General features: G+C 60.9%; 23 protein-coding genes and 1 pseudogene. 9 read left to right on the top strand and 15 right to left on the bottom strand.

Features of this window, described 5'->3' with window-relative positions:
- Positions 1 to 59: 59 nt before the first annotated feature.
- The 4 genes and pseudogenes from V5B59_RS15920 to V5B59_RS15905 all read left to right on the top strand — a co-directional run bounded on the left by V5B59_RS15920 (position 60) and on the right by V5B59_RS15905 (position 2,814).
- On the top strand, positions 60 to 929 hold the full coding sequence (locus V5B59_RS15920) for a PEP-CTERM sorting domain-containing protein (protein ID WP_169070330.1): 870 nt from the start codon (positions 60 to 62) through the stop codon (positions 927 to 929).
- A gap of 46 nt (positions 930 to 975) precedes the next feature.
- Positions 976 to 1,362 carry a fluoride efflux transporter CrcB gene (crcB, locus tag V5B59_RS15915; RefSeq protein WP_169070331.1) on the top strand — a complete coding sequence of 129 codons (387 nt, stop codon included), beginning with the start codon at positions 976 to 978 and terminating at the stop codon, positions 1,360 to 1,362.
- 261 nt (positions 1,363 to 1,623) lie between these two features.
- Entirely contained in the window at positions 1,624 to 1,977 is a 354-nt protein-coding gene (locus tag V5B59_RS15910) for a DUF190 domain-containing protein (RefSeq protein WP_034919762.1), read from the top strand.
- Positions 1,978 to 1,993: 16 nt separating this feature from the next.
- Positions 1,994 to 2,814: pseudogene (locus V5B59_RS15905) on the top strand (MFS transporter).
- Positions 2,815 to 2,829: 15 nt separating this feature from the next.
- Here the strand turns inward: V5B59_RS15905 and V5B59_RS15900 are convergent.
- The 6 genes from V5B59_RS15900 to rplU form a co-directional block, all read right to left on the bottom strand.
- Complete coding sequence (locus V5B59_RS15900; RefSeq protein ID WP_169070332.1) at positions 2,830 to 3,579, bottom strand: lipopolysaccharide kinase InaA family protein; 750 nt, start codon at positions 3,577 to 3,579, stop codon at positions 2,830 to 2,832.
- Positions 3,580 to 3,618: 39 nt separating this feature from the next.
- Positions 3,619 to 4,302: a class I SAM-dependent methyltransferase gene (locus tag V5B59_RS15895; RefSeq protein ID WP_169070374.1), complete on the bottom strand. Its 684-nt coding sequence runs from the start codon at positions 4,300 to 4,302 to the stop codon at positions 3,619 to 3,621.
- 118 nt (positions 4,303 to 4,420) lie between these two features.
- A complete protein-coding gene (gene proB, locus V5B59_RS15890) occupies positions 4,421 to 5,539 on the bottom strand; it encodes a glutamate 5-kinase (protein WP_169070333.1) in 1,119 nt (372 codons plus the stop codon).
- 1 nt (position 5,540) lies between these two features.
- Positions 5,541 to 6,641, bottom strand: coding sequence for an Obg family GTPase CgtA (gene cgtA, locus V5B59_RS15885; protein ID WP_034909231.1), 1,101 nt, complete (start codon positions 6,639 to 6,641; stop codon positions 5,541 to 5,543).
- A gap of 94 nt (positions 6,642 to 6,735) precedes the next feature.
- Complete coding sequence (gene rpmA / locus V5B59_RS15880) at positions 6,736 to 6,999, bottom strand: 50S ribosomal protein L27 (RefSeq protein WP_169070334.1); 264 nt, start codon at positions 6,997 to 6,999, stop codon at positions 6,736 to 6,738.
- Between the two features lie 19 nt (positions 7,000 to 7,018).
- A complete protein-coding gene (rplU, locus tag V5B59_RS15875) occupies positions 7,019 to 7,354 on the bottom strand; it encodes a 50S ribosomal protein L21 (RefSeq protein WP_288131809.1) in 336 nt (111 codons plus the stop codon).
- Positions 7,355 to 7,445: 91 nt separating this feature from the next.
- Between rplU and V5B59_RS15870 the strand changes: the two genes are divergently transcribed.
- The 4 genes from V5B59_RS15870 (at position 7,446) to V5B59_RS15855 (ending at position 11,786) form a co-directional block, all read left to right on the top strand.
- Positions 7,446 to 8,588 carry a PAS domain S-box protein gene (locus V5B59_RS15870; RefSeq protein ID WP_332352028.1) on the top strand — a complete coding sequence of 381 codons (1,143 nt, stop codon included), beginning with the start codon at positions 7,446 to 7,448 and terminating at the stop codon, positions 8,586 to 8,588.
- Between the two features lie 160 nt (positions 8,589 to 8,748).
- On the top strand, positions 8,749 to 10,284 hold the full coding sequence (locus V5B59_RS15865; protein WP_332351228.1) for a DUF6399 domain-containing protein: 1,536 nt from the start codon (positions 8,749 to 8,751) through the stop codon (positions 10,282 to 10,284).
- Entirely contained in the window at positions 10,285 to 11,190 is a 906-nt protein-coding gene (locus V5B59_RS15860) for a PAS domain-containing sensor histidine kinase (RefSeq protein ID WP_332352027.1), read from the top strand.
- Positions 11,187 to 11,786: a response regulator transcription factor gene (locus V5B59_RS15855; protein ID WP_169070336.1), complete on the top strand. Its 600-nt coding sequence runs from the start codon at positions 11,187 to 11,189 to the stop codon at positions 11,784 to 11,786. The genes V5B59_RS15860 and V5B59_RS15855 overlap by 4 nt, the downstream gene beginning before the upstream one ends.
- 24 nt (positions 11,787 to 11,810) lie before the next feature.
- Here the strand turns inward: V5B59_RS15855 and tilS are convergent, their stop codons facing one another.
- The 7 genes from tilS to V5B59_RS15820 form a co-directional block, all read right to left on the bottom strand.
- Positions 11,811 to 13,118, bottom strand: a complete 1,308-nt coding sequence (gene tilS, locus V5B59_RS15850; protein WP_332352026.1) for a tRNA lysidine(34) synthetase TilS — start codon at positions 13,116 to 13,118, stop codon at positions 11,811 to 11,813.
- 67 nt (positions 13,119 to 13,185) lie between these two features.
- Entirely contained in the window at positions 13,186 to 14,154 is a 969-nt protein-coding gene (locus V5B59_RS15845) for an acetyl-CoA carboxylase carboxyltransferase subunit alpha (RefSeq protein WP_169070338.1), read from the bottom strand.
- Positions 14,155 to 14,243: 89 nt separating this feature from the next.
- Positions 14,244 to 14,861 carry a DNA-3-methyladenine glycosylase family protein gene (locus tag V5B59_RS15840; protein WP_169070339.1) on the bottom strand — a complete coding sequence of 206 codons (618 nt, stop codon included), beginning with the start codon at positions 14,859 to 14,861 and terminating at the stop codon, positions 14,244 to 14,246.
- A 132-nt stretch (positions 14,862 to 14,993) separates the two neighbouring features.
- Entirely contained in the window at positions 14,994 to 15,503 is a 510-nt protein-coding gene (locus V5B59_RS15835) for a universal stress protein (protein ID WP_169070340.1), read from the bottom strand.
- Positions 15,504 to 15,695: 192 nt separating this feature from the next.
- The gene (locus V5B59_RS15830; RefSeq protein ID WP_211203379.1) at positions 15,696 to 17,912 is read right to left on the bottom strand and encodes a SulP family inorganic anion transporter; all 2,217 of its coding nucleotides are present in this window, start codon (positions 17,910 to 17,912) and stop codon (positions 15,696 to 15,698) included.
- A gap of 254 nt (positions 17,913 to 18,166) precedes the next feature.
- Positions 18,167 to 18,883: a hypothetical protein gene (locus V5B59_RS15825; RefSeq protein WP_308240102.1), complete on the bottom strand. Its 717-nt coding sequence runs from the start codon at positions 18,881 to 18,883 to the stop codon at positions 18,167 to 18,169.
- Between the two features lie 103 nt (positions 18,884 to 18,986).
- On the bottom strand, positions 18,987 to 19,703 hold the full coding sequence (locus V5B59_RS15820) for a hypothetical protein (protein WP_169070341.1): 717 nt from the start codon (positions 19,701 to 19,703) through the stop codon (positions 18,987 to 18,989).
- Between the two features lie 810 nt (positions 19,704 to 20,513).
- Between V5B59_RS15820 and V5B59_RS15815 the strand changes: the two genes are divergently transcribed.
- Positions 20,514 to 22,004 (top strand): CHAD domain-containing protein, encoded by a 1,491-nt coding sequence (locus tag V5B59_RS15815; RefSeq protein ID WP_169070342.1) that lies wholly within the window; start codon positions 20,514 to 20,516, stop codon positions 22,002 to 22,004.
- Positions 22,005 to 22,178: 174 nt separating this feature from the next.
- Here the strand turns inward: V5B59_RS15815 and V5B59_RS15810 are convergent, their stop codons facing one another.
- Together V5B59_RS15810 and V5B59_RS15805 are read right to left on the bottom strand one after the other, a co-directional pair.
- On the bottom strand, positions 22,179 to 22,838 hold the full coding sequence (locus tag V5B59_RS15810) for a DUF47 domain-containing protein (protein WP_332352025.1): 660 nt from the start codon (positions 22,836 to 22,838) through the stop codon (positions 22,179 to 22,181).
- Between the two features lie 11 nt (positions 22,839 to 22,849).
- Positions 22,850 to 23,896, bottom strand: coding sequence for an inorganic phosphate transporter (locus V5B59_RS15805; RefSeq protein ID WP_169070344.1), 1,047 nt, complete (start codon positions 23,894 to 23,896; stop codon positions 22,850 to 22,852).
- Between the last annotated feature and the right edge of the window lie 121 nt (positions 23,897 to 24,017).

Here is a 24,017-nt window from a genome sequence, read left to right as displayed (position 1 = left end):
TCTCATCCCGATTGGGGGGAACCCGTCGAAATTGCGGTACACGTACACGGAGGTTACAGATGACTAAAACAGGAATATTGCTGGCCGGGATGGCGCTTTCAATGGCGCCTCTCGCCGAAGCGGTGGTCATTCGCTCGGCAGTGACCACCGGTGGCGCCGCAGATCCCACCTTCAACGCGCTCATCAGCTCATTCCGGAGCGATCTGGGCGGTGTGCTCAATCCCCCCGGAGCCTGTGCGCCAGGGCCCTGTACGACAGGCAGACGGGAGATCAACTGGGATGCGGTACCAGCGGGGGCTAGTTCGCCGAATGCGTTTCCGGGTAATTTCTTCAATGGTACGACCGGTGTCCAGCCAGCTGGCCGGATTCGCGGGGCTACATTCTCCACGCCAGGGACCGGCTTTCGTGTGAGCGCCACCGAGTTCTCCGACGAAGCGAGCTTCGGCCCTGCCGAGTTCGATGCATTCAGCCCGGCGAGGATGTTCGCCAGCATGGGGAGCAATATCACCGATGTGACCTTCTCCGTACCGGGAAGTCCGGGGCTGGCAGCGACGGTGCGCGGCATGGGCGTCGTCTTCTCCGACGTGGATTACACGGGAAGCGCGTCGCTGGAGTTCTTTGACACCAGCGACGTGTCGCTCGGGCTATTCCCGGTGGAAGGTGTCTTCCCGACTGCAGACGGGCGCAACAGCCAGGGCTCATTCTCGTTCCTGGGCGTCTCGTTCGACGCAGGCGAGAGAGTCGCGCGTGTGCGCATAGTCTCGGGTGCGCACGGCATTGACGGCAACTATGTTGGCCTCGATGATGCGGTGGTCATGGATGACTTCATCTATGCAGAGCCGCAGGCGGTGCCTGAGCCACTGACGAGCGCCCTGGTCGGTGCAGGTATTGCAGGGCTGATCGCTTTGCGGCGGCGCCGCTCGGCGTAGGGCGGTTCGATACCCTGACGGCCATGACTGTTACCAGGGCCGTTGTATGTGGAAATCAATCCTCGCCATCGCCGTTGGATCTGCGCTCGGCGCATTATTGCGCTGGCAACTCGGGATCAAGCTCAATGCTCTTTTTCCGACCATTCCACCCGGAACGCTGGCTGCGAATCTGATCGGTGCCTACGTGATCGGCCTGGCGATCGCCTTCTTCGCCTCGTTCTCGGCGCTTTCCCCGGAATGGCGCTTGTTGGTGATTACCGGTTTCTGCGGCGGGTTGACCACATTTTCGACTTTTTCCGCCGAACTGGCGACGCTGTTGCAGCAGGGGCGTGTGTTGTGGGCCCTCGGTATTGTCGCGGCGCACGTCGTGGGCTCAGTGCTGATGACTTTTGCCGGCATTGCCACCATCGTCTGGGCGAGGAATTCGGCCTAACGGTCATGACTTCTCCAGGCACCCCCGATCATGAAAGTCATGACCGTTTTCCTCCCTTGCAGGGCGCATTCCGGTTTGCACGCCGGAATCGCTTGATGGGCACGGGGCAGGCTCCGCGAATTCCCCATCTCGCCCCCGACCCCTCTTCTGCTTGCGGGCGAGGGCAGGATTCGTGAGTCGCTGATGCGACTTTCACATGAATGCTGCCAGTCCGCAGTGGAAATGGCGTGACGAAGAGGATTCAAGGAGAAGGAGACAAGGATGGAAGGCTCATTTCTGAGATTCTATGTCAGCGAAAGGGAGGAACTTCACGGCGTTCGGCTCTGGGAGTGGCTGCTCGAGCGAGGCAATCAACTCGGAATCCGGGGCGGTTCGGCGTTTCGGTCGATTGGCGGTTTCGGACGACGCCATGCCCTGCATGAAGATCATTTCTTCGAATTGGCGGGAAGCGGCGGTATCGAGGTCGAGTTCGTGGTCACCGAGGAAGAAGGGCAACGTCTGCTCGATCTGATTCGCCAGGAAAAATTCCGTATCTTTTACACACGCATCCCGGCCCACTTCGCCATCATCAATCCGGACGCCAAAGACCCGCCTGGGATGACGACTGACGATTGACGCGGCGGCCCTGAACATGTTCGGAAGCTTGCGCGAATTGCCACGAACCGTCTGGCTGCTCGGCCTGGTGAGTTTTTTCAACGATTCCACCAGCGAACTGATCTACCCGCTGCTGCCGATCTACCTCGCCTCGGCACTGATGGCCGGCCCGAAGGCGCTGGGCATCATCGAGGGAATTGCTGAAGCAACGGGTAGTCTGCTCAAACTCTTTTCCGGAGTGCTCTCGGATCGTCGACGTTCGGCCAAGCCCTGGGTGGTCGGCGGCTATGCGTTGGCTGCGATCGCGCGCCCGCTGCTGGCCTTCGCCACTTCCTGGCCGATGCTCCTGTTGCTGCGCTTTGCCGACCGGGTCGGCAAAGGCCTGCGAACTTCGCCGCGCGATGCGCTGCTGGCGCTGACGGTGGATCCGGCCAGGCGCGGACTGGCTTTCGGTTTTCATCGTAGCCTGGACAACGCCGGGGCCGTCGTCGGGCCACTGCTGGCAGCCTGGCTGCTCGCCGAACGAGTGCCATTGGCGAACATCCTTGCGTGTTCTATTTGTTGCTGGGGGTGAATCCGCAGCCGCTGCTACTGTGGCCACTGTTCGCATTCTACGGCCTGTTCCTGGCGGCGACCGAAGGGGCAGAGAAAGCCCTGGTCGCCGACCTGGTCGGCAAGGAAATGCTGGGCACCGCTTACGGCTGGTTCAACCTGACTGTGGGTCTTCTGCTGCTGCCTGCCTCGGTAATCTTCGGCTGGTTGTGGCAATCCGTTTGTCCGCTCGTGGCTTTTGCCTTCTCTGCGGCCTGTGCTTCGTTGGCGGCGCTTCTGCTGCACCTGTGGGCACTGCGGAGTTGATGAGGATACGCATTTTCAGCGAAGCGTGACCTGATGGTCCTGCAAGGCCGCACGCTGTTGCCGGTAAACGGCATGAAAAATGTTCCAGTCGCCATCATTCCAGCCGTCGGTATGGCGCAGCAACTGATCGAGATCATGCTTGCTCACGCGCTCACGGCGGATGCCCTTGCGCAGCTTTTCCAGATCGATGAAACGCACGTCACTTTCCTGATAGGTGTTGCCCATCGCCGGTGTGCGCCGGACGAATACATGCTTGCCGTACAGGCAACTGTGTTGCAGGCGATGATGATGGAGGCGAGCGCAGGCAAGGGCAGTGGCCGTGATCAGGGATTGGCGCTGCGACTGCTCGTCATATGCAGCCACGGCATTCCACTCATCGAGGCTGATGAAGCTGTCGAGCGCGCGCGTCACCAGAATCGCGCGCCAGCGGCCGGGCTCCAGCCGGTCGCCGTAATAGAGCGCCTCGACCGCGCCGACTTGGTGCGCGCTGAGGCGCAGGATGTTCCGGTACTCGCGGTAGAAAGTCGGGATGCCGCGCCAGGGGTGACGCAACGTTCGGCACAGGTGGTTTTCCTGTCGTTTCAGGAAAATGGCGCTGCCATCATCGAGCACATGCCGGCTGACACCACTCCAGCCGCCACGGCGTTCATTCGGCGCTTCATGCCAGTCCGTGCTGAGTGACCACAAAGCTTCGAAGTCAGCGAGCTGGCTGGCGCCCAGTTGCTCGCGCGCCAACTGGTCCGGAAATAGATCACGAGCTTTCACCGGGCACGATTTTACCGAGAATGCCGTGCCATGCGCAGGCTAGACGGCTTTCTTGCGCAGAACATAGGTGCGCCACATGAACAGGCGCGGCAGGAAATCAAGGTGGCCGACGATCTCGAAGCCGGCATCACGGCACTCACGTTCGAACTGGGCACGCTGCACGATGAAACGGTTGTCGCTCTTCTCGCCATTTTGCTGGCGCTTCTGTTCGAGTCTGCGGCGGCGCCAGGCCTTGTAGTTGCCGTCGACCCACAGCGACAGCACCACCGTATCGCGGGTCACACGACGGAATTCCTGCAGCATCGCAAGGCGGTTGGCCGATTCGCCAATGTGGTGCATGAGGCGAATCGAGAAGATGCAGTCGACACTGTCATCGGGCAGTGTGATCTCGAAGGCGGAACACTGCAGCAGGCGAAAACGCCGCACTACGGCCGGGTCGCGCACTTTTCTGGCGACTTCGAGCATGGCTTCGCTGTAATCGGCAGCCAGCAGCTCGCGTTGCGGGTTTTCGGCCAGCATCGACCAGAAGCGTCCCGTGCCACAGGGCAGGTCAAGCACCGACGCCGGGTTGCCGGCCAGGGCCAGGGCGCGGGCGGCCATGCGGTGCTCCATGCGGTCAGAGAGCTTTTTCTCGTTGTGCTTCTGAAAGTACTCCTGCGAATGGGTGTCGGTATACTTGTCCGAAAAGGACAGGTGAATGGCCGGTTTCTGCTGGTCGCTCATGTCTTCGCTTGGAGTGGGCGCCGTGGTGCGGCTGGTGTGCGGTGGGGTATCAAGCATACCATAGAGCTGGCCGTCGGCACCGCCGACTCCTCGCGCTGACGCCTTCAGAGGGCTGCGGTCAGGTGAGAATCAGGTTGTCGCGATGGATGATCTCGGGCTCGTCGATGTAGCCGAGAATGTCTTCGATCTCCTGGCTGGCACGGCGCGCGATACGCCGGCCATCGCTGCTGCCGTAGTTGACCAGGCCGCGTGCCACCTCTTGGCCTTCGCTGGAGACACAGGCAACCGCTGCACCACGTTCAAAATCGCCCTGGACCGTAAGCACGCCAATCGGCAGGAGACTTTTCCCGTCCCGGAGCGCATCGATGGCGCCGCAGTCGAGAACCAGTTTGCCATTGAGCTGCAGATGGTCCGCGAGCCATTGCTTGCGTGCCGTGAGCGGCTGGGTTTCCGAGACCAGCAACGTTCCGAGCGGCTCTCCACGTGCCAGTCGAACAATCACGTCAGTCTCTCGCCCGCTGGCGATGACGGTGTGCGCGCCACTGCGTGCTGCGCGTTTGGCGGCGATCACCTTGGTGATCATACCGCCCTTGCCGAGTTCGCTGCCGACGCCGCCGGCCATCGCTTCCAGGGCGGGAGTTCCGGCAAGTCCTTCCCTGATCAGCGTGGCGCTTGCGTCCTTGCGGGGATCGGCGGTGAACAGGCCTTGCTGATCCGTGAGGATGATCAGGCAATCGGCTTCAACGAGGTTGGCCACCAGCGCGCCGAGCGTGTCGTTATCACCGAACTTGATTTCGTCGGTAACGACAGTGTCGTTCTCGTTGATGATGGGCACGACGCCGAACTGCAGGAGGGTGCTCAGCGTTGAACGGGCATTGAGGTAGCGCTTGCGGTCGGCGAGGTCGTCATGGGTGAGCAGGATCTGCGCGGTATGCAGGTCGTAGCGGGCAAAGGCGCGTTCATACACCTGTGCCAGTCCCATCTGGCCGACAGCCGCCGCCGCCTGCAGTTCATGCACGGCGCGCGGGCGTCTGTTCCAGCCCAGACGTTGCAGGCCGCAGGCAATCGCTCCGGAAGAGACGAGAATGACCTGCCTGCCGGTTTGGCATAGCTCGGCGATCTGCCTGGCCCACTCGTCGATGGCAGCCAGATCGAGGCCTTCTCCGTTGTTGGTGACCAGCGCCGAGCCGACCTTGATGACCATTCGGCGGGCAGAGGCGGTACGGGTGGTGGCCATTTCAGGAGGTTTGCCGGTCTTCGAAGAGATCGTCCGGAAACTGCGCGGCGGCAGCTGTCGGGACGGCTGCGGGGGAAACGCGTGGCAATCGGTCCAGCGCCTCCTGGAGTTTTTGCGTCAGCAGGCGACAACCGTCGCCGCTGATGGCGCTGATGCGGAAGCTCGGGGTGGCGGTCATGTCGGCCTGTAAGGCCTGCAGAAATTCGGCAATACGCTGCTCGCGCTCGTCCTCCGGAATCAGGTCAAGCTTGTTGAGAACCAGCCAGCGCGGCTTGCTGGCAAGCTCCGGGTCGTATTTTTCCAGTTCACGAACAATGGTCATTGCATCTCGGACGGGGTCAGCCTCCGGGTCGAGCGGCGCCAGATCGACAATGTGCAGCAGCAAGCGCGTGCGCATCAGGTGTTTGAGAAAGCGGATGCCCAGGCCGGCGCCGGCAGCGGCGCCGTCGATCAAGCCGGGAATGTCGGCGATCACGAAGCTCTTGTCCTGGTCCACGCGTACCACGCCAAGATGCGGTTCGATGGTCGTGAACGGGTAATCTGCCACCTTTGGACGGGCTGCCGAAACGGCCCGCAGGAAGGTGCTTTTGCCGGCGTTGGGCAGGCCCAGCAGGCCGACATCGGCCAGCAGGCGCAGCTCGAGCCGCAGGTCACGCTGTTCGCCGGGCTCGCCGCGCGTGCATTCGCGCGGTGTGCGATTGACGCTCGACTTGAAGTGGATGTTGCCGAGGCCGCCACGGCCACCTTTGGCCAGCAGCACTTTCTTGCCGTCCTCGTCGAGGTCGGCAAGTATTTCGTTGGTATTGACATCGGCGATGAGCGTGCCGACCGGCACCCGCAAGGTCAGGTCCTGGCCGCGTTTGCCGTAGCAGTCGCTGGAACCGCCGTTCTCGCCGCGCTTGGCACGAAACCTGCGGGCATAGCGGTACTCGATCAGGGTATTGACGTTGCGGTCGGCAAGCACGTGCACATTGCCGCCGTGTCCGCCATCGCCGCCATCCGGGCCACCTTCGGGTTCGTATTTCTCGCGCCGGAACGAGGCAATGCCGTTGCCTCCGTCGCCGGCACCAACCAGAATTTTCGCCTCGTCGATGAATTTCATGCGCGCTCCCTATCGCGAGATTGCAAAGCAAAAAGCCCTACCGGCAAGGATAGGGCTTCGTGCAGGGCTGCCTGGCCTTGACCGCTAGCGCTCTTCAGACGGTCACCGGGATGATGCTGACCGTGCGCCGGTTCAGCGCTCCCTTGATCGCGAACTGCACGTGGCCGTCTATCAGCGCGAAGAGGGTGTGATCCTTGCCAATGCCCATGTTTTCTCCAGGGTGGTAGGCAGTGCCACGCTGGCGAACGATGATGTTGCCGGCGCGTACCAGTTGACCGCCGTAGCGCTTGACGCCCAGACGTTTTGCTTCCGAGTCGCGGCCGTTACGTACGCTGCCGCCTGCTTTCTTGTGTGCCATGAGTCAGATTCCTCTCAAGTCAGGCCGAAGCTTCGGGCGCAGAGCCATTGGCAATGGCGTCAACGCGAATTTCGGTGTAATTCTGGCGATGCCCCTGATGCTTCATCGAATGCTTGCGACGGCGCATCTTGAAAATCCGGATCTTGTCGTGACGACCATGCGAAAGCACAGTGACCCTGACCGTGGCGCCGCTGACGGTCGGCGTGCCGACCTGCACGGTTTCGCCTTCGCCAACCATGAGAACCTGATCAAGGGTGAGTTCTGCGCCAACTTCTGCCGGTATCTGTTCTATTTTCAATTTTTCGCCGCTGACAACTCGATACTGCTTGCCACCGGTTTTTATGACCGCGTACATGTTGGACTCCAAATAACGAAGCGAAGAACCGCATATTTTACGTGTTGTTCACTTTATCGTCAAAGGGTTTGGCGGTGTAAGATGAACTGCCATGAAAGAACTCTCTCTCACCTACCAGTATGAACGCCGGCGCTCCTCTTCCCTGAAGTGGTCGAACTGGTATTTATCGATCCTCAAGCTGGCGGTGGGTCTGCTGCTGGTACTGTTGATCGCACTGCTGTGGCTGCTGCACCGCAATGAAATCGATGAGCAGCGCTCGACGTTGATTGCCGATGTGCTCTGGCTTGAGCAAAGCATGCGTTTTCACCTCGAGGGCAATTCCGAACAGCTGCAGCAACTCGCACTCGACCTGGCACGGGCAAGAAATCAAGGGGAAATCTTCGCTCTGCGGGCTCGCCACATCCTCAAGAACAACCCCGAACTTCGGCAGTTGCTGTGGCTCGACGCAGCCGCCAGAGCCATTCACGGGATGCCGACGCAAGGCCTGCCGCGGGCGAGGCAGGAAGCGCCTGGCGAAGACCCCCTCAAACGATCGATCGAACTGGCCCGCCTAGGCAAACCGATCTACAGCGATGCCTACCGGACGGCCGAGGCCAGCCAGTTCGAGGTGTATGTGCCGATCTTTGATGATGGCCACTACCACGGTACCCTGCTCGGTGTCTATTCGCTCAATGGCATGCTCAAGCAGCAGGTTCCCTGGTGGTTCGCCGAGAAATACCAGGTGCGCATCGTCGACGGCAACGGCAGTCTGCTGGCCAGCAAGTCAAAGATCGACGCCTCGTCGACAACGCTCAGCTACCCGGTCAGCCTTGATCCACCCGGCTATGGCATGGTGCTCCAGGTGACGGCCTATCGTGGTGCAGACAACCTGGCGCAAACCCTGATTGCGACGCTGATCATCATTCTCGCCGCAGCGGTTTTCTGGAGCCTGTGGGCGGTACGCGGGCTGATCCAGAGGCGCCTGTTCGCCGAACAGGCGCTGCGCTCGGAATACGCTTTCCGCAAGGCGATGGAAGATTCTCTGGTGATCGGCATGCGCGCGCGCGACCTCGACGGCCGGGTGACCTACGCCAATCCCGCTTTCCTGCAGATGGTCGGCTTCAGCGCCGAAGAACTGATCGGCAGGGAGCCGCCGATGCCCTATTGGGCGCCGGAGGAAATGGAGCGGACCCTGCTGCTCAACAACCGCGTACTGGGCTTCCCACTTAAAGCGGGACAGTCATGCTACCGATAGAGTCTGAGGATGAAGGGAGCTGAGGAGATGGGAACTGGTTGCCGCATCTCCTGTATCATCAGTTTTATGACAAAAAAACTCTACGACTCAAGCCATACGGACAACCAGCCGCGTCATTTTTGCCGCACTTACAGACCAGGGAAAACGAAGCCTGCGTGCAGTGGGGGAATTAATTCATCGCCCGAAAAGCAGTGTTCATCGCCACCTGCAAGCGCAAGCCCGTAGGAACCGACATCCTGAATCGGGGTTTTGGGAAACCGAAGAGGGGGAGGCATGGCTGAGATTGCTGGTATTTGCTGTGCTGTACACGTTCGGGCTGCAACATCATGTGGGGGCGGGTGCCTTGTCGGATTTCTTCCAATTGATCCGCCTTCATACCCATGTGGGGGTGTCTCCCAGCGCCTTGCAGACCCAACTCAGCCGGATGGAAGCGCTGTTGCCCCTGTTTCAGCAACAGTGTGAAGCCTCGGTACCGACGCGGACACGCCAAGCGGTGGTGGCCGCGGATGAGACGTTCTTTGGGGAGATTCTGATCTTGGTGCTGATGGATTTGTCCTCGGGCTACCTATTGCTGGAGTCGATTCAGAAGGACCGGGGTTTCGATACCTGGTTTGCCCAGGTGACCCCGCGCCTGGAAGCACTGGGTATCGAAGTCAACCACGCCATCAGTGACCGGGCGAAGGCCCTGATCAAATTAGCGGTCACAGGCTTTGAGTGTACCTCGGGCGCGGATACGTTCCACGAGCAATATGGCCTCAGTCGCTGGTTGTCACCGGCCTTGGGACGTCGAAAAGCCAAGGCGGATCAGTGCTGCGAACTGGCCCAGAAGGCCCTTGATCAGCCGTCGCGCGGAGCCAGTACCGAGGAAAAGGCGGCTTTGGCGGCACAACAGGCCTGTGCCTGGGAAGCCCGCGCGCAAGTGGAACAGGCGCAGCAAGAGTACCAGAAGCAGTTGCTGGGAATCGCCGAGGAAATCCATCCCTTCTCCCTGGAGGAGAATACTCGCACGACGGCGGAGAGCGTAGTGGCAGGACTGGAAACGCGAGCACAGGCCCTGGAAACTCTGGCGGCGCAACAAGGGATCCAGGATACCCGTTCCGCCCTGAAGAAGTTCCGTGCCCAGATCGGCGCCTTATCGAGTCACGTCAGCTTTTGGTGGCTTTGGGTAGAAGAAATCCTGCTGGGCTGGTCTCTGGATGAAGCGACTCGGCAATGGCTGACGAGCAAGCTGTTGCCCGTACTCTATTGGCACTACCAAATGCGGAAAACGCAAAACAGGGTTCACCGGAAACGGTATCAGGAGGCTTGGCAGCGAGCATTAGAGGCCTGGAAAGCAGACCCGTTCCATTCGGGATTCTCCGAGAGTGAGTTGCAGCGCTGGCTAGAATGGGGGGAATGGATGGTGCGACAGTTCCATCGCAGCTCCTCCGCCGTCGAAGGGCGCAATGGCCGCTTGTCCCAGTTGTATCATAACGGGCGAGGTCTGACGAAATGCCGCCTGGCTGCGCTAACGGTTATCCACAACTATGGGGTGAGACGTAGTGACGGCACTATCGCAGCCGAACGTCTGTTTAGCACCTCTTTCCCTGATCTTTTCGATTGGCTGCTCAACCAGATGGGGGAACTTCCCTTACCGAGGAAGTCCCGCCACCGGGTTGTGCATAACCCATTGAAGTTAGAGATTGTCCCGGCTTAAGTGGGAAGCCGCGTACTGCAAGGCAAGGCGCCGCACGAGGGCTTCGAGATTCGTCTGATGCACAAGGACGGCAGCCGTTTCGACGCCCTCATCTACGAAGCTCCGCTGATCGACGCGGATGGCCGGCAGACGGGCTGGATGGGATCGATCATCGACGTTACCGAGCGCAAGCACGCCGAGGAGCTTGCCCGCCAGCAACAGGAAAAGCTGCAGGTCACCGCACGCCTGGTGACCATGGGTGAGATGGCGTCGACGCTGGCGCACGAGCTGAACCAGCCCCTGGCGGCGATCACCAGCTACAATGCGGGCTGTCTGAACAAGCTCGAGTCCGGCAATTTCACTACCGCACAGCTCAAGGAGGCGCTCGGAAAACTGGCTGTGCAGGCGCAGCGGGCAGGCCACATCATCCGCCGCGTGCACGACTTCGTGCGCAAGAGCGAACCCAAGCTCGCCGCCTGCGATCTCGCCGAAGCAATTGATGACAGCATCGGCTTCATCGAGGGGGCAGCCAAGAGCCGCGGCGTGCGTATCGTCCGCGAGATCCAGGGCATGCGCCCGGAATTGCTGGCCGATCAGGTGATGATCGAGCAGGTTCTGCTCAACCTGATGCGCAACGGTATCGAGGCAATGGCTGAAACCCCGGCCCATCGACGGCGCCTGACGATCAAGCTTGGCCAGCTGGAAAATCATATGGAAATCCGGGTTATCGATCGTGGCCCCGGCATCCCGCCGGAGATGGAAGAAAAACTGTTTACTCCCCTGTTCTCGACCAAGGCGGACGGCATGGGCATGGGACTGAACATCTGTCGTTCGATCATCGAGTTTCACCACGGCCGCCTCTGGGTCGAGAGCAATCCCGAGGGCGGCTCGATTTTTGTGATGACGCTTCCGATTGGCCGGCAATGAGCTCGCACGCCTATCTCGTCGACGACGACGAAGCCATCCGTGACTCCCTCGGTTGGCTGCTCGAGTCACGCGGCGTCGCCTGCCTGAGCTATCCATCGGCCGAAGACTTCCTGGAGATTTGGCAGCCTTCGCTTGCCGGTTGCCTGCTGCTCGACATCCGTATGGAGGGGATGAGCGGTCCGGAACTGTTTGACCTGTTGAACGAGCGCGGCAACCGCCTGCCGGTGATCTTCCTGACCGGTCACGGAGATGTGCCGATGGCCGTCTCGGCGCTCAAGAAAGGCGCTTTCGATTTTGTCGAAAAGCCCTGCAACGACAACGAACTGGTCAATCGCGTCATCGAAGCCCTGCAGCTCGACAAGAACCAGCGCGCCGCGGCATCGGGTGCCGATTCGGTCAACACCCTCTGCAGCCGCCTGACGACACGCGAGCGACAGGTCATGGAAAGGATTCTCGCCGGCAAGCTCAACAAGGTGATTGCCGACGAACTGCAGATCAGCATGCGTACCGTTGAAGTACACCGTGCCAATCTCTTCGAAAAAATGGGCGTCAGGACTGCTGTCGAACTGGCACAACTCCTGGCCGGAAAGCGTTGACCAGGCTGCGCGGGCACCCTGCGCTCAGCGCTGCGAGAACAGATGACCGGCGGGCGGCGGCACTGCCCTCTGCCAGGCGAGCAGCAGTCCAGGCTCACCCGGAGGACAGGCAAAGGCCGCATCGGCGCCGATCCCGGCCACCCAGACCAGGCGCTCACCACACCACAGCAGCGGCAGGCGGAGCCGTTCCCAGGGTGGCACGGCGGCCTCCTGCAGCAGTTTCTTGAGGGTTCTCAAGGGTCGCTGCGGGTCCGGTTGCAGACGTTCACCGCCTTGCCGGGAAGTCAGCCGGAGCGGCGCGCCGGCCAGCCTGTGGCGGTTGATGCCGGCGCCAGTGGTCGGCGTAAATGTGACGCGGTCAGCACCCCACGGCAGTTCCTCTTCACCACACCAGGGCACGTCGCCTGCGGGAACGGCTGGACACTGGCGAAGGACATGCAATTCTCCCCGGTAGGCATGGATTTCTCCATCGGCTGAGCGGATGCAGGTTTCCGAAGCCGTATCGACCGTAGACAACTGGCGTAATGCCTCGTCGAGCCAGCGTGCATCGGGGCCGCGAAAGCCCGCCGACAGCAACTCGAAGCGCAACAGGTTGCGCGCTCTTGGCGTGCTCAGCGAATTGAAATAGGCAAGATCAATGCGCCCTGATGGCATTGCTGCGGCCGCCCGATCGGCCTGCGCCAGTTCTTCGAGCAGCAGTGCGGCTTCGGCGAAATGGTGCCCGGCACGTGCCAGCGCATTGGCAGCACCGGGAAACTGCCCCTCGATGCGCGGCATCAGCTCGTGCCGCAAGTAGTTCCGGCGGTAGCGCAAATCGCTGTTGCTCTCGTCTTCCACCCAGGTCAGCGAGTGCTCTTGTGCGTAAAGCGCGATCACCGCAGACGGCACCTCGAGCAACGGACGAATCAGACGCGGACCGTCGCGCTGATGCCGTTCCGCAGGCATCCCGGCAGCTCCGCTGACGCCGGCACCGCGCAACATCCGGAACAGTACCGTCTCGACCTGATCGTCGCGATGATGTGCCAGCGCCAGCCAGTCTGCAGAACAGTTCGCAAACACCGCATGGCGCAGGCGCCGTGCCGCGGCTTCCAGCCCCTCGACGCCAGCGCGCGGCACCTCGATGCGAACGATTTCGAGAGGAACGCCGCAACGCGCGCAGAAGTCGGTACAGAATCCAGCCCAGGCGTCGGCGTTGGTACTCAGACCATGATGGACATGCACTGCCGACAGCTCGAAAGCCGGGTTCGACGAGCGCAGCTCAGCAAGCGCGTGCAGCAGGACCAGCGAGTCGCGACCACCGGAAAGAGCGACACACAGGCGGGCAGCGGGCACCACGCGCACTGCGAGGAATGCCGAGAGCGTCTGCTGGATCTGCCGGACTGCTGCCGACGCGGAATACTCAGCGCAGTGCCGGCGCTTTGACCCGACCATAGGCCATCAGGCGGTCCAGGCGTGCCTTGAGCAGATCGGCAGCGGGTAGTGCAGCCAGTTTCTGCAGCGCTTCCTGCAGCGCCTGCTTGAGGTTCTGCGCCATCGCCTGATGATCCCGATGGGCGCCACCGGTCGGTTCATTGACGATGCGGTCGATCAAACCCAGTGATTGCAGGCGGGGCGCGGTGATGCCCATGATTTCGGCAGCTTCGCTCGCTTTTTCGGCACTCTTCCAGAGAATCGAGGCACAGCCTTCGGGGGAAATCACCGCATAGGTCGAGTACTGCAGCATCTGCACCAGGTCGCCGACGCCGATCGCCAGCGCCCCTCCCGATCCCCCCTCACCAATGATGGTAACGATGATCGGCACCTGCAATTCCGCCATCACATAGAGATTGCGCCCAATCGCCTCGGACTGGCCACGCTCTTCGGCGTCGATGCCGGGATAAGCGCCCGGGGTGTCGATGAAGGTCAGCACCGGAATGCCGAACTTCTCGGCCAAGTGCATCAGGCGCATCGCCTTCCGGTAACCCTCCGGGCGCGGCATGCCGAAATTGCGGAAGATCTTCTCCCTGGTGTCGCGCCCCTTCTGGTGGCCGATCACCATCACCGGATCGCCGTTCAGGCGCGCCAGGCCACCGACAATCGCGTGATCGTCGGCAAAAGCCCGGTCGCCGTGCAGTTCCTCGAAGTCGGTGAAAATCAGACGCAGGTAATCGAGCGTGGAAGGTCGTTGTGGATGTCGTGCCACCTGGCAGATCTGCCAGGCCGAGAGCCTTGCATAGATCTCACGGGTTAGGGTCTGGCCTTTCTGCTCGAGACGCGTGATGGCGTCGGAAATATCGACGGCAGAAACATCCTGCGCAGAACGCAGCATTTCAATCTTGCCTTCGATCTCGGCGACCGGTTGTTCAAAGTCGAGAAAACTGGTTTTCATCAAGGGCAGTCTGCAAGCGTACGGATCTGAAAGCGCCCTATTCTAACCTGAAAGGCCTGCCGCTCGCCTGCCCAGCGCGCCAGCTCGGTTCAGTATTCAACGGGGACCGGATCGAGGCTGCGCCAGAGATACCAGGTCGCCACCGAACGCCACGGCCGCCAGCGCTCGCCATGCTCGGCAAGCAGACGCCGCCCCGGACGCTCTCCGGCATAATAGTGAATGGCCACGGCTTTCTGCAGGCCGAGGTCGTCGAGGGGGAAAACATCGGGACGCAACTGATTGAAGATCAGGAACATCTCGGCAGTCCACACACCGATGCCGCGCACCGCGGTCAACTCGGCAGTGATCTCGGCGTCACTCATCGTCGACCAGCGATTGGTGTGAATCTGCCCGCTGACGAAATGCCGAGCCAGATCCACCACATACTCGACTTTACGCACCGACAGCCCGCAGCCACGCAGCGTCTCGGCTTCCATCGCGAGCAGCGCGACCGGAGTCACCGCCGGCAGGGCTGCCAGGAAGCGCGCCCAGACACTGTCGGCGGCTTTCACGGAAATCTGTTGTCCGATGATCGACCGCAGCAGGGTCACGAAGGGGTCGCCACGCGAAACCAGCGTCTTACCGGCAAAACGCTTCACGAGAGCGGACAGCACCGGGTCAAGCTGCGCGAGATCGGCAGAAGCCTGCTGCCAGTAGCTGGGAGTCATGACCGTTTCCCCTCTCCCCAAGCCTCCTCCCGCGGGTAGAGAGGGGAGCCCATCGACAAGGCTCAGGGTAAATTCGTGAGTCGCTGATGCGACTTCCACATTAAACGTGGAGTGCCGCTGAGCGGGTCTGGGTCAGGCTCTTTTCCGGTCTTTTTCGCGGGCTCTTTCTTTGGCCTTGCGACGGTTCGCATCGACCTCGGGCGGGCGATAGACGAGAACCGGGACGCTGGAGTGGGTCAGTACCCGGTAGGTTTCACTGCCGAGCAGTAGCGAGGACAGACCACCGCGGCCATGTTTGGACATGAAGATGAGATCGCAGTTGTGGTCCTCGGCGGCGTTCACGATCGCCTCCCACGGGCTCTCACTCACCACCGCGAGCGCCGTGCACGCGACCCCGGCATCCTTGCACAGTTTCTTGATGAAACCGAGGTACTCCTTGGCTTTCCCTTCGCAACCCGAAACCATCTGCGCGAGCACGGCAGGCTCCACCATATTGCCATAACTCTCCGATTCCTGCTCGGTCGGCTTTGCGTACAGGGCGGTGATGGTGGCATTGGCTGCCTTGGCAAAGTCAACCGCGCGTTGTGCGGTATCTCGGGATAGTTGGCTGCCATCGGTCGGCAGCAAGATATGCTGAAACATCCTCGTTCTCCCTCGGGTTAGCGCCATTCAGTAGCCATCGACGCGCGTGATGATAGCCCAATTCCACCCAACAACTACAAATCCGTCTGAAAAAAGTAGTCCGCAGCGAATGCGCCGAGCCGGCACTTCGCGAGGAATATGGCGGAGTCCGGCCTACAGGCTGCCTGCTGCATGTGGGCTGGCCCTACTACCCTATTCCTGCATGGCCATGAGCTCCTTGTCGGCGTAGCGCAGGCGCAAGGCCAAGACCTTGGCAAGCTCCTCGACCAGGGTGCACGCCAGGCGTTTGTGCTCTTCCCGGAGTACTTCGAACTGCTCGCGCTGCAGCACGAAGAGTTCGGTGTCTTCGAGCGCCGTCGCATCGTTGAGGCGGGTCATCTGCGACAGAAATGCCATGCCGCCGAAGAAGTCGCCGCGCCCGTAGGTCAGCGAGTGGTGGCCGCCCTCTTCGACCGGGCTCGGCAGAGTGATGCGGACCGCGCCCTTGCGAATCAGGTAGAGCTCGTTGCCGGGATCGCCAAAAGAGTAGACCTTCTCGTCCTTGACCAGCGAGCGTCGTTGCAAGGCCGCTTCCAGGTCGATCAGTGTCTCCTCCTTGTGATCCTTGAAAAGTTCGAGATCCTTCAGTTCCAGTGCCGTGATCTCGGCCGTCGGTGCCATACCCTGGCCCTGGTCCAGGATCTGGTCTTCAACCCACTCGACGGCATCATCGAGTTGACCGAAGACCTTGACATGGTCGGTCATGCTGGTCAGTTCCATCTGGTCGAAGAACTCGGCAATATTCCGGCCATTTGGCAGGGTATGCGAGAGGCTGCTGAAGATCAGGAAAGCATCGCGTTCGATCAGCGAATCGCGGATCTGGCTCAGCAGATGCACTGCCGTGACATCGACCGACTGCACGCGGCGCATATCGAGAACGATGTACTTGCGTTTGCCGAGTTCCGGTTCCAGTGCCGTGTACAACTGATCCTTGGTCCCGAAAAAGAGGCCGCCCTGCAGCTCGAGAATGACCGACTGGTAACCCTCCTTCTCGAGGATGGCCATGTCCTTGCGCAGGCGGACACGCTTCGAAAAACGGCTGCCACCGTCCATTTTGCGACGGATCACCGTGCTGCTCAGTTGTTCGCGAATGAACAGGAACATCGCCAGCGCGACACCGACGCCGGAGGCTGCGATCAGGCTGTAACCGACCGCCACGGCGACCACCACCACGATGACGATGAAATCCATCAGGGTCCACGGCGACTCGAGCAGATGCAGGCTGTGCCGGTCGATCATGCGGATGCCGACGACGATCAGGATGCCGGCCAGCGCGCCGACCGGAATCCAGGCGATGAATGCTCCCAGAGCCAGAAAAGCGATCAGCGACAGCACGCCTTCGACGACCCCGGAGACGCGGGTCTGGCCACCACTCGCCAGATTGACCAGCGTCGCCCCCATCTGGCCGGCGCCTGGCATGCCACCGGCACATGCGGAAGCGACATTGCCGAGGCCCTGCGCGATCAGCTCGCGGTTGGAATCGTGGCGACTGCGGGTCAGGGCATCGAGAACGACGGCGGTCTTCAGCGTGTCGATCGACAGCAGAACGGCGAGCGTGAAGGCCGTTCCGAGCAGACTGCCGATCTGGCTCAGCTTCAGTTCGCCGATTTCCTGCCAGCGACCGGTGATCGCCTCGAACATGCTGGACGCCGTTCCCCCAAGCGGACCGATGATCAGCTTGTTATCGGCAATGACCCACAGCGACTCATCGACCGTGGCGAGTCCGAAATAGCTCAGCACCCCGGCCAGCAGGCCGAGAATGGCCGCCGGCACAACGCGCGTGAGCATCGGTGCGGTGATCATCACGCCGGCCGTGACGGCACCGATGAGCGCGCTCTGCCACTGCCACAGTTCCGGTGAGATCAGTGCCCGCCACCACGCCGTACCGCCGGGAACACCCAGGAATTTCGGGATCTGACTGCCGATGATGATCAGGCCGACACCGGTCAGATAGCCGCTGACCACCGGAAACGGAATGTATTTGATCAGGCTGCCGATCCCCATGAAACCCAGGAGGATCTGCACCAGCCCGGACACCAGGCCAAGGGCCGTCAACATCAGCACGATCGACGGCGCGGCTACCCCGTGCTGCACGAGTTCAATCGCAAAGGCCGAGAGAACCGCTGCGGCCGGCGCGCAGGGAGCGGTAATCAGACGATTGGTACCGCCCAGCGCCGGGGCCACGAGTCCGAGAGCGGTGGCACCGAGAATCCCGGCCAGAGCGCCCAGGCCGGCATACGACGGCCCGATGGCCGCATAGATGGTCACGCCAAAAGCGATCGCCGACGGCAGGGCGACCAGCATTGCCGCAAGACCGCCCCAGAAATCGCCGACCAGCTTGTCGTTCTTGAACTTGATTGCCAGTTCCATCTCAGGCTCCCTTCAATCCCTCATGAAAAATGCCGCTGCAGACCAGACGGCCCGCTTGAGCCCAAGCGACGCAAAGCAATGCGGCCCAGGCTACCCAGCCTGGGCCGCGTGCGATGTTAACACGATTGGTTCTTTTTTAGCGGAAGGTGAAAAGACCGGCTGCTGGTCGCCGGGCAAGCAGTGAACGCAAAACGGTCTTGCCCGAACACTATCGGGCAAGACCGGCTGCGCCATTGGAAGCGGATGCAGAAGACTCAGTGCGAATCCCTGCCGGCGGCAGTGGGCAGGCCAGCCATGCGGCGGGCCCGGAGTTCTCTGTCGATTCCTTCGGCCTGGTCAGCCACGCGGTCGATCTCTTCCACGAGTTGCGCCAGCGGCAGTTTCACTTCGAGGTCGATGCTGTCGTCGGCAAAGATTTTCTTGAGAATCTGCATCGAGAGACGGTCTGCCTGGTTTTCATACCAACTGACGCCATGCTCTGCCTCGCCCGAAAACGGCTGTTCCCACCACAGCAGCGATGGGCGATAGCTCTCGACCAGCGCGTCGACCGCGGCGCAGACCTCGTCACTCAGTTCCTGCAAGTCCGGAACCAGGTACGCAGGAACGCAGCGGCGAGGGCTCGAAAAACCCGATTCGATGGCAAAACCGGTGATCTGCCGTTTCATGTCCTTGAGCAGCCGGCTCACACCGGTCAGCGGGTCGATCATTTCGGCAACCAGATCCCCCAATGCCGACTGCGGACGCACGCCGGTCTCGAGTCTCTGTTGCATGTCGTCGAGCGTGCGCAGGTGCTCCGAGATTTTTCCGGCTTGCCGCCAGCATGACCCTTCAGACCCACCTTGCAGATAAGCGTCTACCGCTTCCCTGAAGATCGCCGTAGCATCAGCTATGGCATCCAGATAGCTGTCGAGATCGCTTTCGATCGACCGCGAAATGGCGGACCTTGGTGCCGCTTGCACTTGAGTTTCCACAATGATTTCTCCTGCTGGAAGTAAAAAACTGGAGACTGACCCGCCTGGGGCAAGCTGCCTCTGGCTGCCAGTGCTTCTTGAAATACTGGAAATGGCTTGCATGTCAGCTGGCCACGAACTGTTGGGGGAAGAGGGCAAAGCCGCGGCTTCCGGCAGACAGTTGCCGGGACCAACTTTTGAGAATGACACCGGCACCAGAAAGTTCATGAGCGATTTTGTTCAGATTTTCATGCAGACCGTACGGCCAGCACGCGTGCGCTGGAGACATCCCCTGCGACGGTGCGAGGAATCGCTCCTCAGTAGCCGGTACTCCCCGCACGAGGGTTTTCCCGCTAGCCAGCGCACTCTGGCTGACGATGGCGGCGTCGGCATCGTACTCGGCTGCTGGTGAGCCATTTGCCAGCCGGGCATAGCCATTCTGCAGGCTCTCGATCGCTTTCTGGATCACCGCCAACATCTGGAAAGCGGCGGCATCCGGGGCCGACCACCCCGGATGGCAGTCGCGAGCGGCCCGGATCAGAAGCACTGCGGCCCGATCCAGAGCGTCCATCGTCGAGTGCATCTCGCCCATCCCGGCTTGCGGGAGCGAATCAACCACTGCCTGATTTCGCCGCTGCAGTTCTTCACGACGCTGCTCCATTTCGAGCAGGCGCAGCGAATGTGCCGACTCTTTCCCCTGCAGCACCTCGGCAAGCACCCTTGCCAGATTCACCACCATCCTGGCCTGTTGGTCGATCATGACGAAGAAATCCGGCGCTTCGGCAGCACTCACGAGCGGACGGACTCTACGCACAACTTGTGAAACGGCGATGGGGGTCATGGCGTTCACCTGTGTTCTGCGGCAATGGCGGCTGGAGAAATGGTCATCAGTGGAATGTTGAAATGTTGATTTGCTTGCTCGGCAAGAACGATCGCGGTCGCTCTGCTCTCATAGAGTTGGATAAAGCATATATCGTACCAGCTTAAACAGAAATTTCATTCTCGCGTAAAATCAGCGCCATGCAATCGATCGACCGGGTCTGCGCGAAACCCTTGGGGGTGCAACAAAACGCCATCAGAAACCCGCTGCCGGGCTGGCAAGACAGTCATCTCCACTTTAATTCAGATACTTGATGGAAAATGCAGGAGGCTGCCGGAGAATGCGGTGTTACACCATGACCCCAGCTAAACACCGTACCCGATACAAGATGAGCGAGCCATTCGACACCGCAGCCATGCGGGCCGCTGAGGGCGAAGGGGGGCACCCGATGAATGATGGAAAAATCCCGTTCGTGCTGAACCGGTCGAAAGCCGATCGCTCACTGGTCACAGGTGTAACGTTCCTGCATTGCGACAGATTCCGCTGGCCGACCGTAACTGGCTGTTATGTATGGGTAATACCAATTGTCAGCAGATCGGATGGCGGCGCATCGTCCGATTTGTTGCACCCGTAAAAGTTTTAGTGGCGCCTCTGGCTGCGCGCCTAGCGACTTGATCTTTGGTGAATATTGATGGCGGCAGAGGGCTGGCATGGCTTGTGCTTGAACTGCGGTAACGGATATTCCGATCACCGTTTTCATATGCAAGTGGCTTGCTCAGTGGGAATTGGATGCTCCTGGCCAGGTCACCCCAATTCTCAGGAGCTTGTCATATGGCTATTGAAACCGAACTGAATCTCTCCCTAACGCCCGGAGTGGCCAGCAGGCTGGCCAAGCATCCGCTGCTGACCGCCGCCAAACCGATTCGCCAACGCGTCGTCAATACCTATTACGACACCGCAGACCAACGCTTGCGGCGCGAGCGGGTGATCGTTCGCCATGGCAGACAGGGGGCGACCTCACTGTCGTCGATTCGGCGGGAGGCCCCGCCGCAGGACAGGCAGGCGGGACATGACGAGTGGGAATTGGTGGGTGCGCCCGGAGAAATCGATTTCTCGCAGGTCAAGGACGGTACGCTGCGTCATCTGCTCGAATCCGTGCGCGCAGAACTGCGGCCGGCATTTATCGCCAGTTTCACGCGCAGCGCCTGGCTGCTGGCACCGCGCGAAGACGTACGCATCGAACTGGCACTCGATCGCGGCTGGATCGAGGCCGAAGGACGGCGCCAGGCAATCTGCGAGATCCGGCTAGAGTTGTTGTCGGGAGGTGTCGCTGACCTGTTTTCCACCGCCAGCGAACTGCAGGCCGATCTTTCCCTGCACCCGGAAGCCGCCAGCAAGCTCCTGCGTGGCTACCGGATTCTGGCAGCGGAACAATGGCCGGTGGTCAAGGCGCTTCCCATCGAGATCAACACCGGGATGTCGGCGATTGCCGCATTCCGGACGATCGGGCTGGCCTGCCTCAAACACCTGCAGAGCAATGAGCAGGGACTGCGGGAAAGCGACAATCCCGAGTTTGTCCATCAGGCTCGCGTCGCGATCCGCCGTCTGCGTTCGGCGATTCGGGTCTGGAAGCCACTGCTCCCGCAGGACTTCGTGAGCAGCTTCGACCCGCTCTGGCAGGCTCTGGCCAGGCAACTCGGCGAAACGCGAAACTGGGATGTGTTTCTTGCCGAGACCTTGCCATCGATCGTTGCTGCTTTCCCTCTCCCGGAAGGCGTCGCGATCGCTCGCCTGTCGAACTACGCGCAGCGTCGCTGCGCCATCAATCGCCAGGCAGCGCGCAGCGCACTCAAAACGGATGATTACTCGCGGCTGTTGCTCGAATTCACTGCCGCCATTCTGGCGCTTCCCGAGGGCGAAGCGCGCCCACTCGAAGCCTTTGTGCCGCGCTGCCTCGACAAGCGCGCCAAACAGGTCAGGCAACTCGCGGCACAGGCACTGTGCGGCGACGCGACGGCCCGCCATCGTCTGCGTGTGGCCTACAAGCGACTGCGCTACGCGATCGAATTTTTCGCGTCACTCTTCCCCGGCGAACGGCTGCGCAACTACCACCTGTCGGCCAGCGGCCTGCAGGAAATGCTCGGCCGACTCAACGATCTGGCTGTGGCCAGCGAACTGATCCATGAAGCGCTGCCCGGTGAGCAGGGGGAGGGCATACGCTGCTGGCTCGAAGGGCAAACTGAACAGCTATTGCCCGAACTGGGCCGCCTGCTGGACGATTTTCACCAGCAGGCGGCACCGTGGAGGACGCCGGCTGCTTGAATCCCGTGCAACTTTTGTGGATCGCGTCAATGACTCACGAATCGCCCCTCACCTGCAAGCAGGAGAGGGGGCATCGGTTGAAGACGGATTTGCCCACCGGAGAAGATTCGAGGATTCCGGGCTCCTCCGGACGCTATCCGTAAGGAGCCGCGGAATCTTGTGCTGCGGCAGCGTTCAGACCAGCTTGACGACGATGTTGTTCAGCGCGCGCGCTGCATCAGAGACGCGGTCAGCGGCATTGGAGAGGTGGCGATAGGTTTCGCGGCGCTTGAACATATTCAGATAGTCATCACCCTGGAAGAGCGCGGTAATCGCTCGCCGATACGATTTTTCAACCGTGCGTTCGGCTTTCCTGGCGGCGTTGGCATCGACGCCGGCACCGGCCGGATCAGTCGCCAGACGCCCAAAACCTTTGGCCAGCGCGTCGGCACCTTCGCGGATGTGCAGCGCCATTTCGAGGCTGTGCTTGTCGGGTTGCAGACCCAGCATGTCCATTTCGACGACCGTCGATTTGCAGTAGTTGACGATGTCGTCGAGCGTCGTGATCGCGCGGAACAGGTCTTCGCGATCGACCGGCGTCGAGAAAGCATCGCTCAAGACGCTGAGGTTGACGGCCTTGATGCGGTCGGCTTCGTGCTCGTCGTCACGGACCTTCTGGCTGATGGCCGTATCGCCGGTTTCCATGAATTCGACGAGCAGGCGAGTCGTTTCGGCAGCGTTCGCGCTTTGCTCGGCAAGGATGCCAAAGAAATCGGCAACGGTCGGGAATACCCGCTCATACAGACGGCGGAAAATGGGCTTGTTCTCTTCGGTTTGGCTTTGATTTTCGTCCATGGTTCATCTCCTCAGTTAGTGTGGCCAAGAATGATCCTGGCAATGGCGTAGCAGACAATGGAAGTGAGTGCCGAAGCAGGGATGGTGATCACCCAGGTCTTGGCGATGTCAACCGCCTTTTTCCAGCGCACGGCACGCGGGTGCTCGGAATAGCCGATACCCATGATCGAGGTGGCGACCACGTGCGTGGTCGATACCGGTGCACCCAGATACGAAGCGGTCAGAATCAGGAAGCCCGAGGTGAGTTGCGACGAAAACGCGTGCAGTGGGCGGACCCGATAAATCGCAAAACCGAGCGTGCGCACGATGCGCCAGCCGCCGGACAGGATGCCGAGGGTGATCGCCGTGGCGCAGGCCAGGATCACCCAGAAAGGCACCTCGAACTTCGGGATGAAGCCCCCGAGCAGCAGCACCAGCGTCAGCATGCCCATGCTCTTCTGCGCGTCGTTGGCACCGTGCGAGAACGCGAGACACGCAGCAGTGACGAACTGCAGCTTCCTCAGGGTCTGATTGGCGGTCGGCCTGGCGCTGGCCATGACCTTCCGGCCGAGGCGGAAAATCAGAAAACCTACGCAGAAACCCAGCACCGGCGAGAGGAACAACGAGACCAGCACCTTCATCACGCCGAGCAGCTTGCCTTCGTGCATCAGCGGCGACCAGCCCCAGATCACGTATTCCGAGCCGACGGCGGCGACCACCGCGCCGGCGAGTCCACCGACCAGCGCATGCGACGACGATGAGGGAATGCCGAACCACCAGGTCGCGAGATTCCAGACGATGGCGCCAAGCAGACCGCAGAACAGAATCAATACCGCCAGATGGGCGTCCACGGTCGACAAGTCGACGAACTTGCCGATAGTGTTGGCCACCGCCGTTCCACCGAGCAGGGGTCCGAGAAACTCGAAAACCCCGACGACGACGACCGCCTGCGCCGGCGTCATTGCCCGCGATGCGATGATCGTCGCGACGATGTTCGCAGCATCATGAAAGCCGTTGGTGTAATCGAAGAACAACACGATTGCCACGGTCGCCACGGCCAGCCAATATAGAGATTCCATACGCCCCCTTTCTGGTAAAGGCCCTCGCGGCCCTCTTCTTGTAAAAAGTGCGCGGATTATGCACGAAAATCAGAAATTGTACACATTCTGTTGGCGTCGGCAGCGTAGCCAGGGTGCCTTG

Source organism: Candidatus Accumulibacter contiguus (assembly GCF_036625285.1).
Classification (GTDB): domain Bacteria; phylum Pseudomonadota; class Gammaproteobacteria; order Burkholderiales; family Rhodocyclaceae; genus Accumulibacter; species Accumulibacter contiguus.
This window is presented reverse-complemented; position numbering and strand designations above follow the sequence as displayed.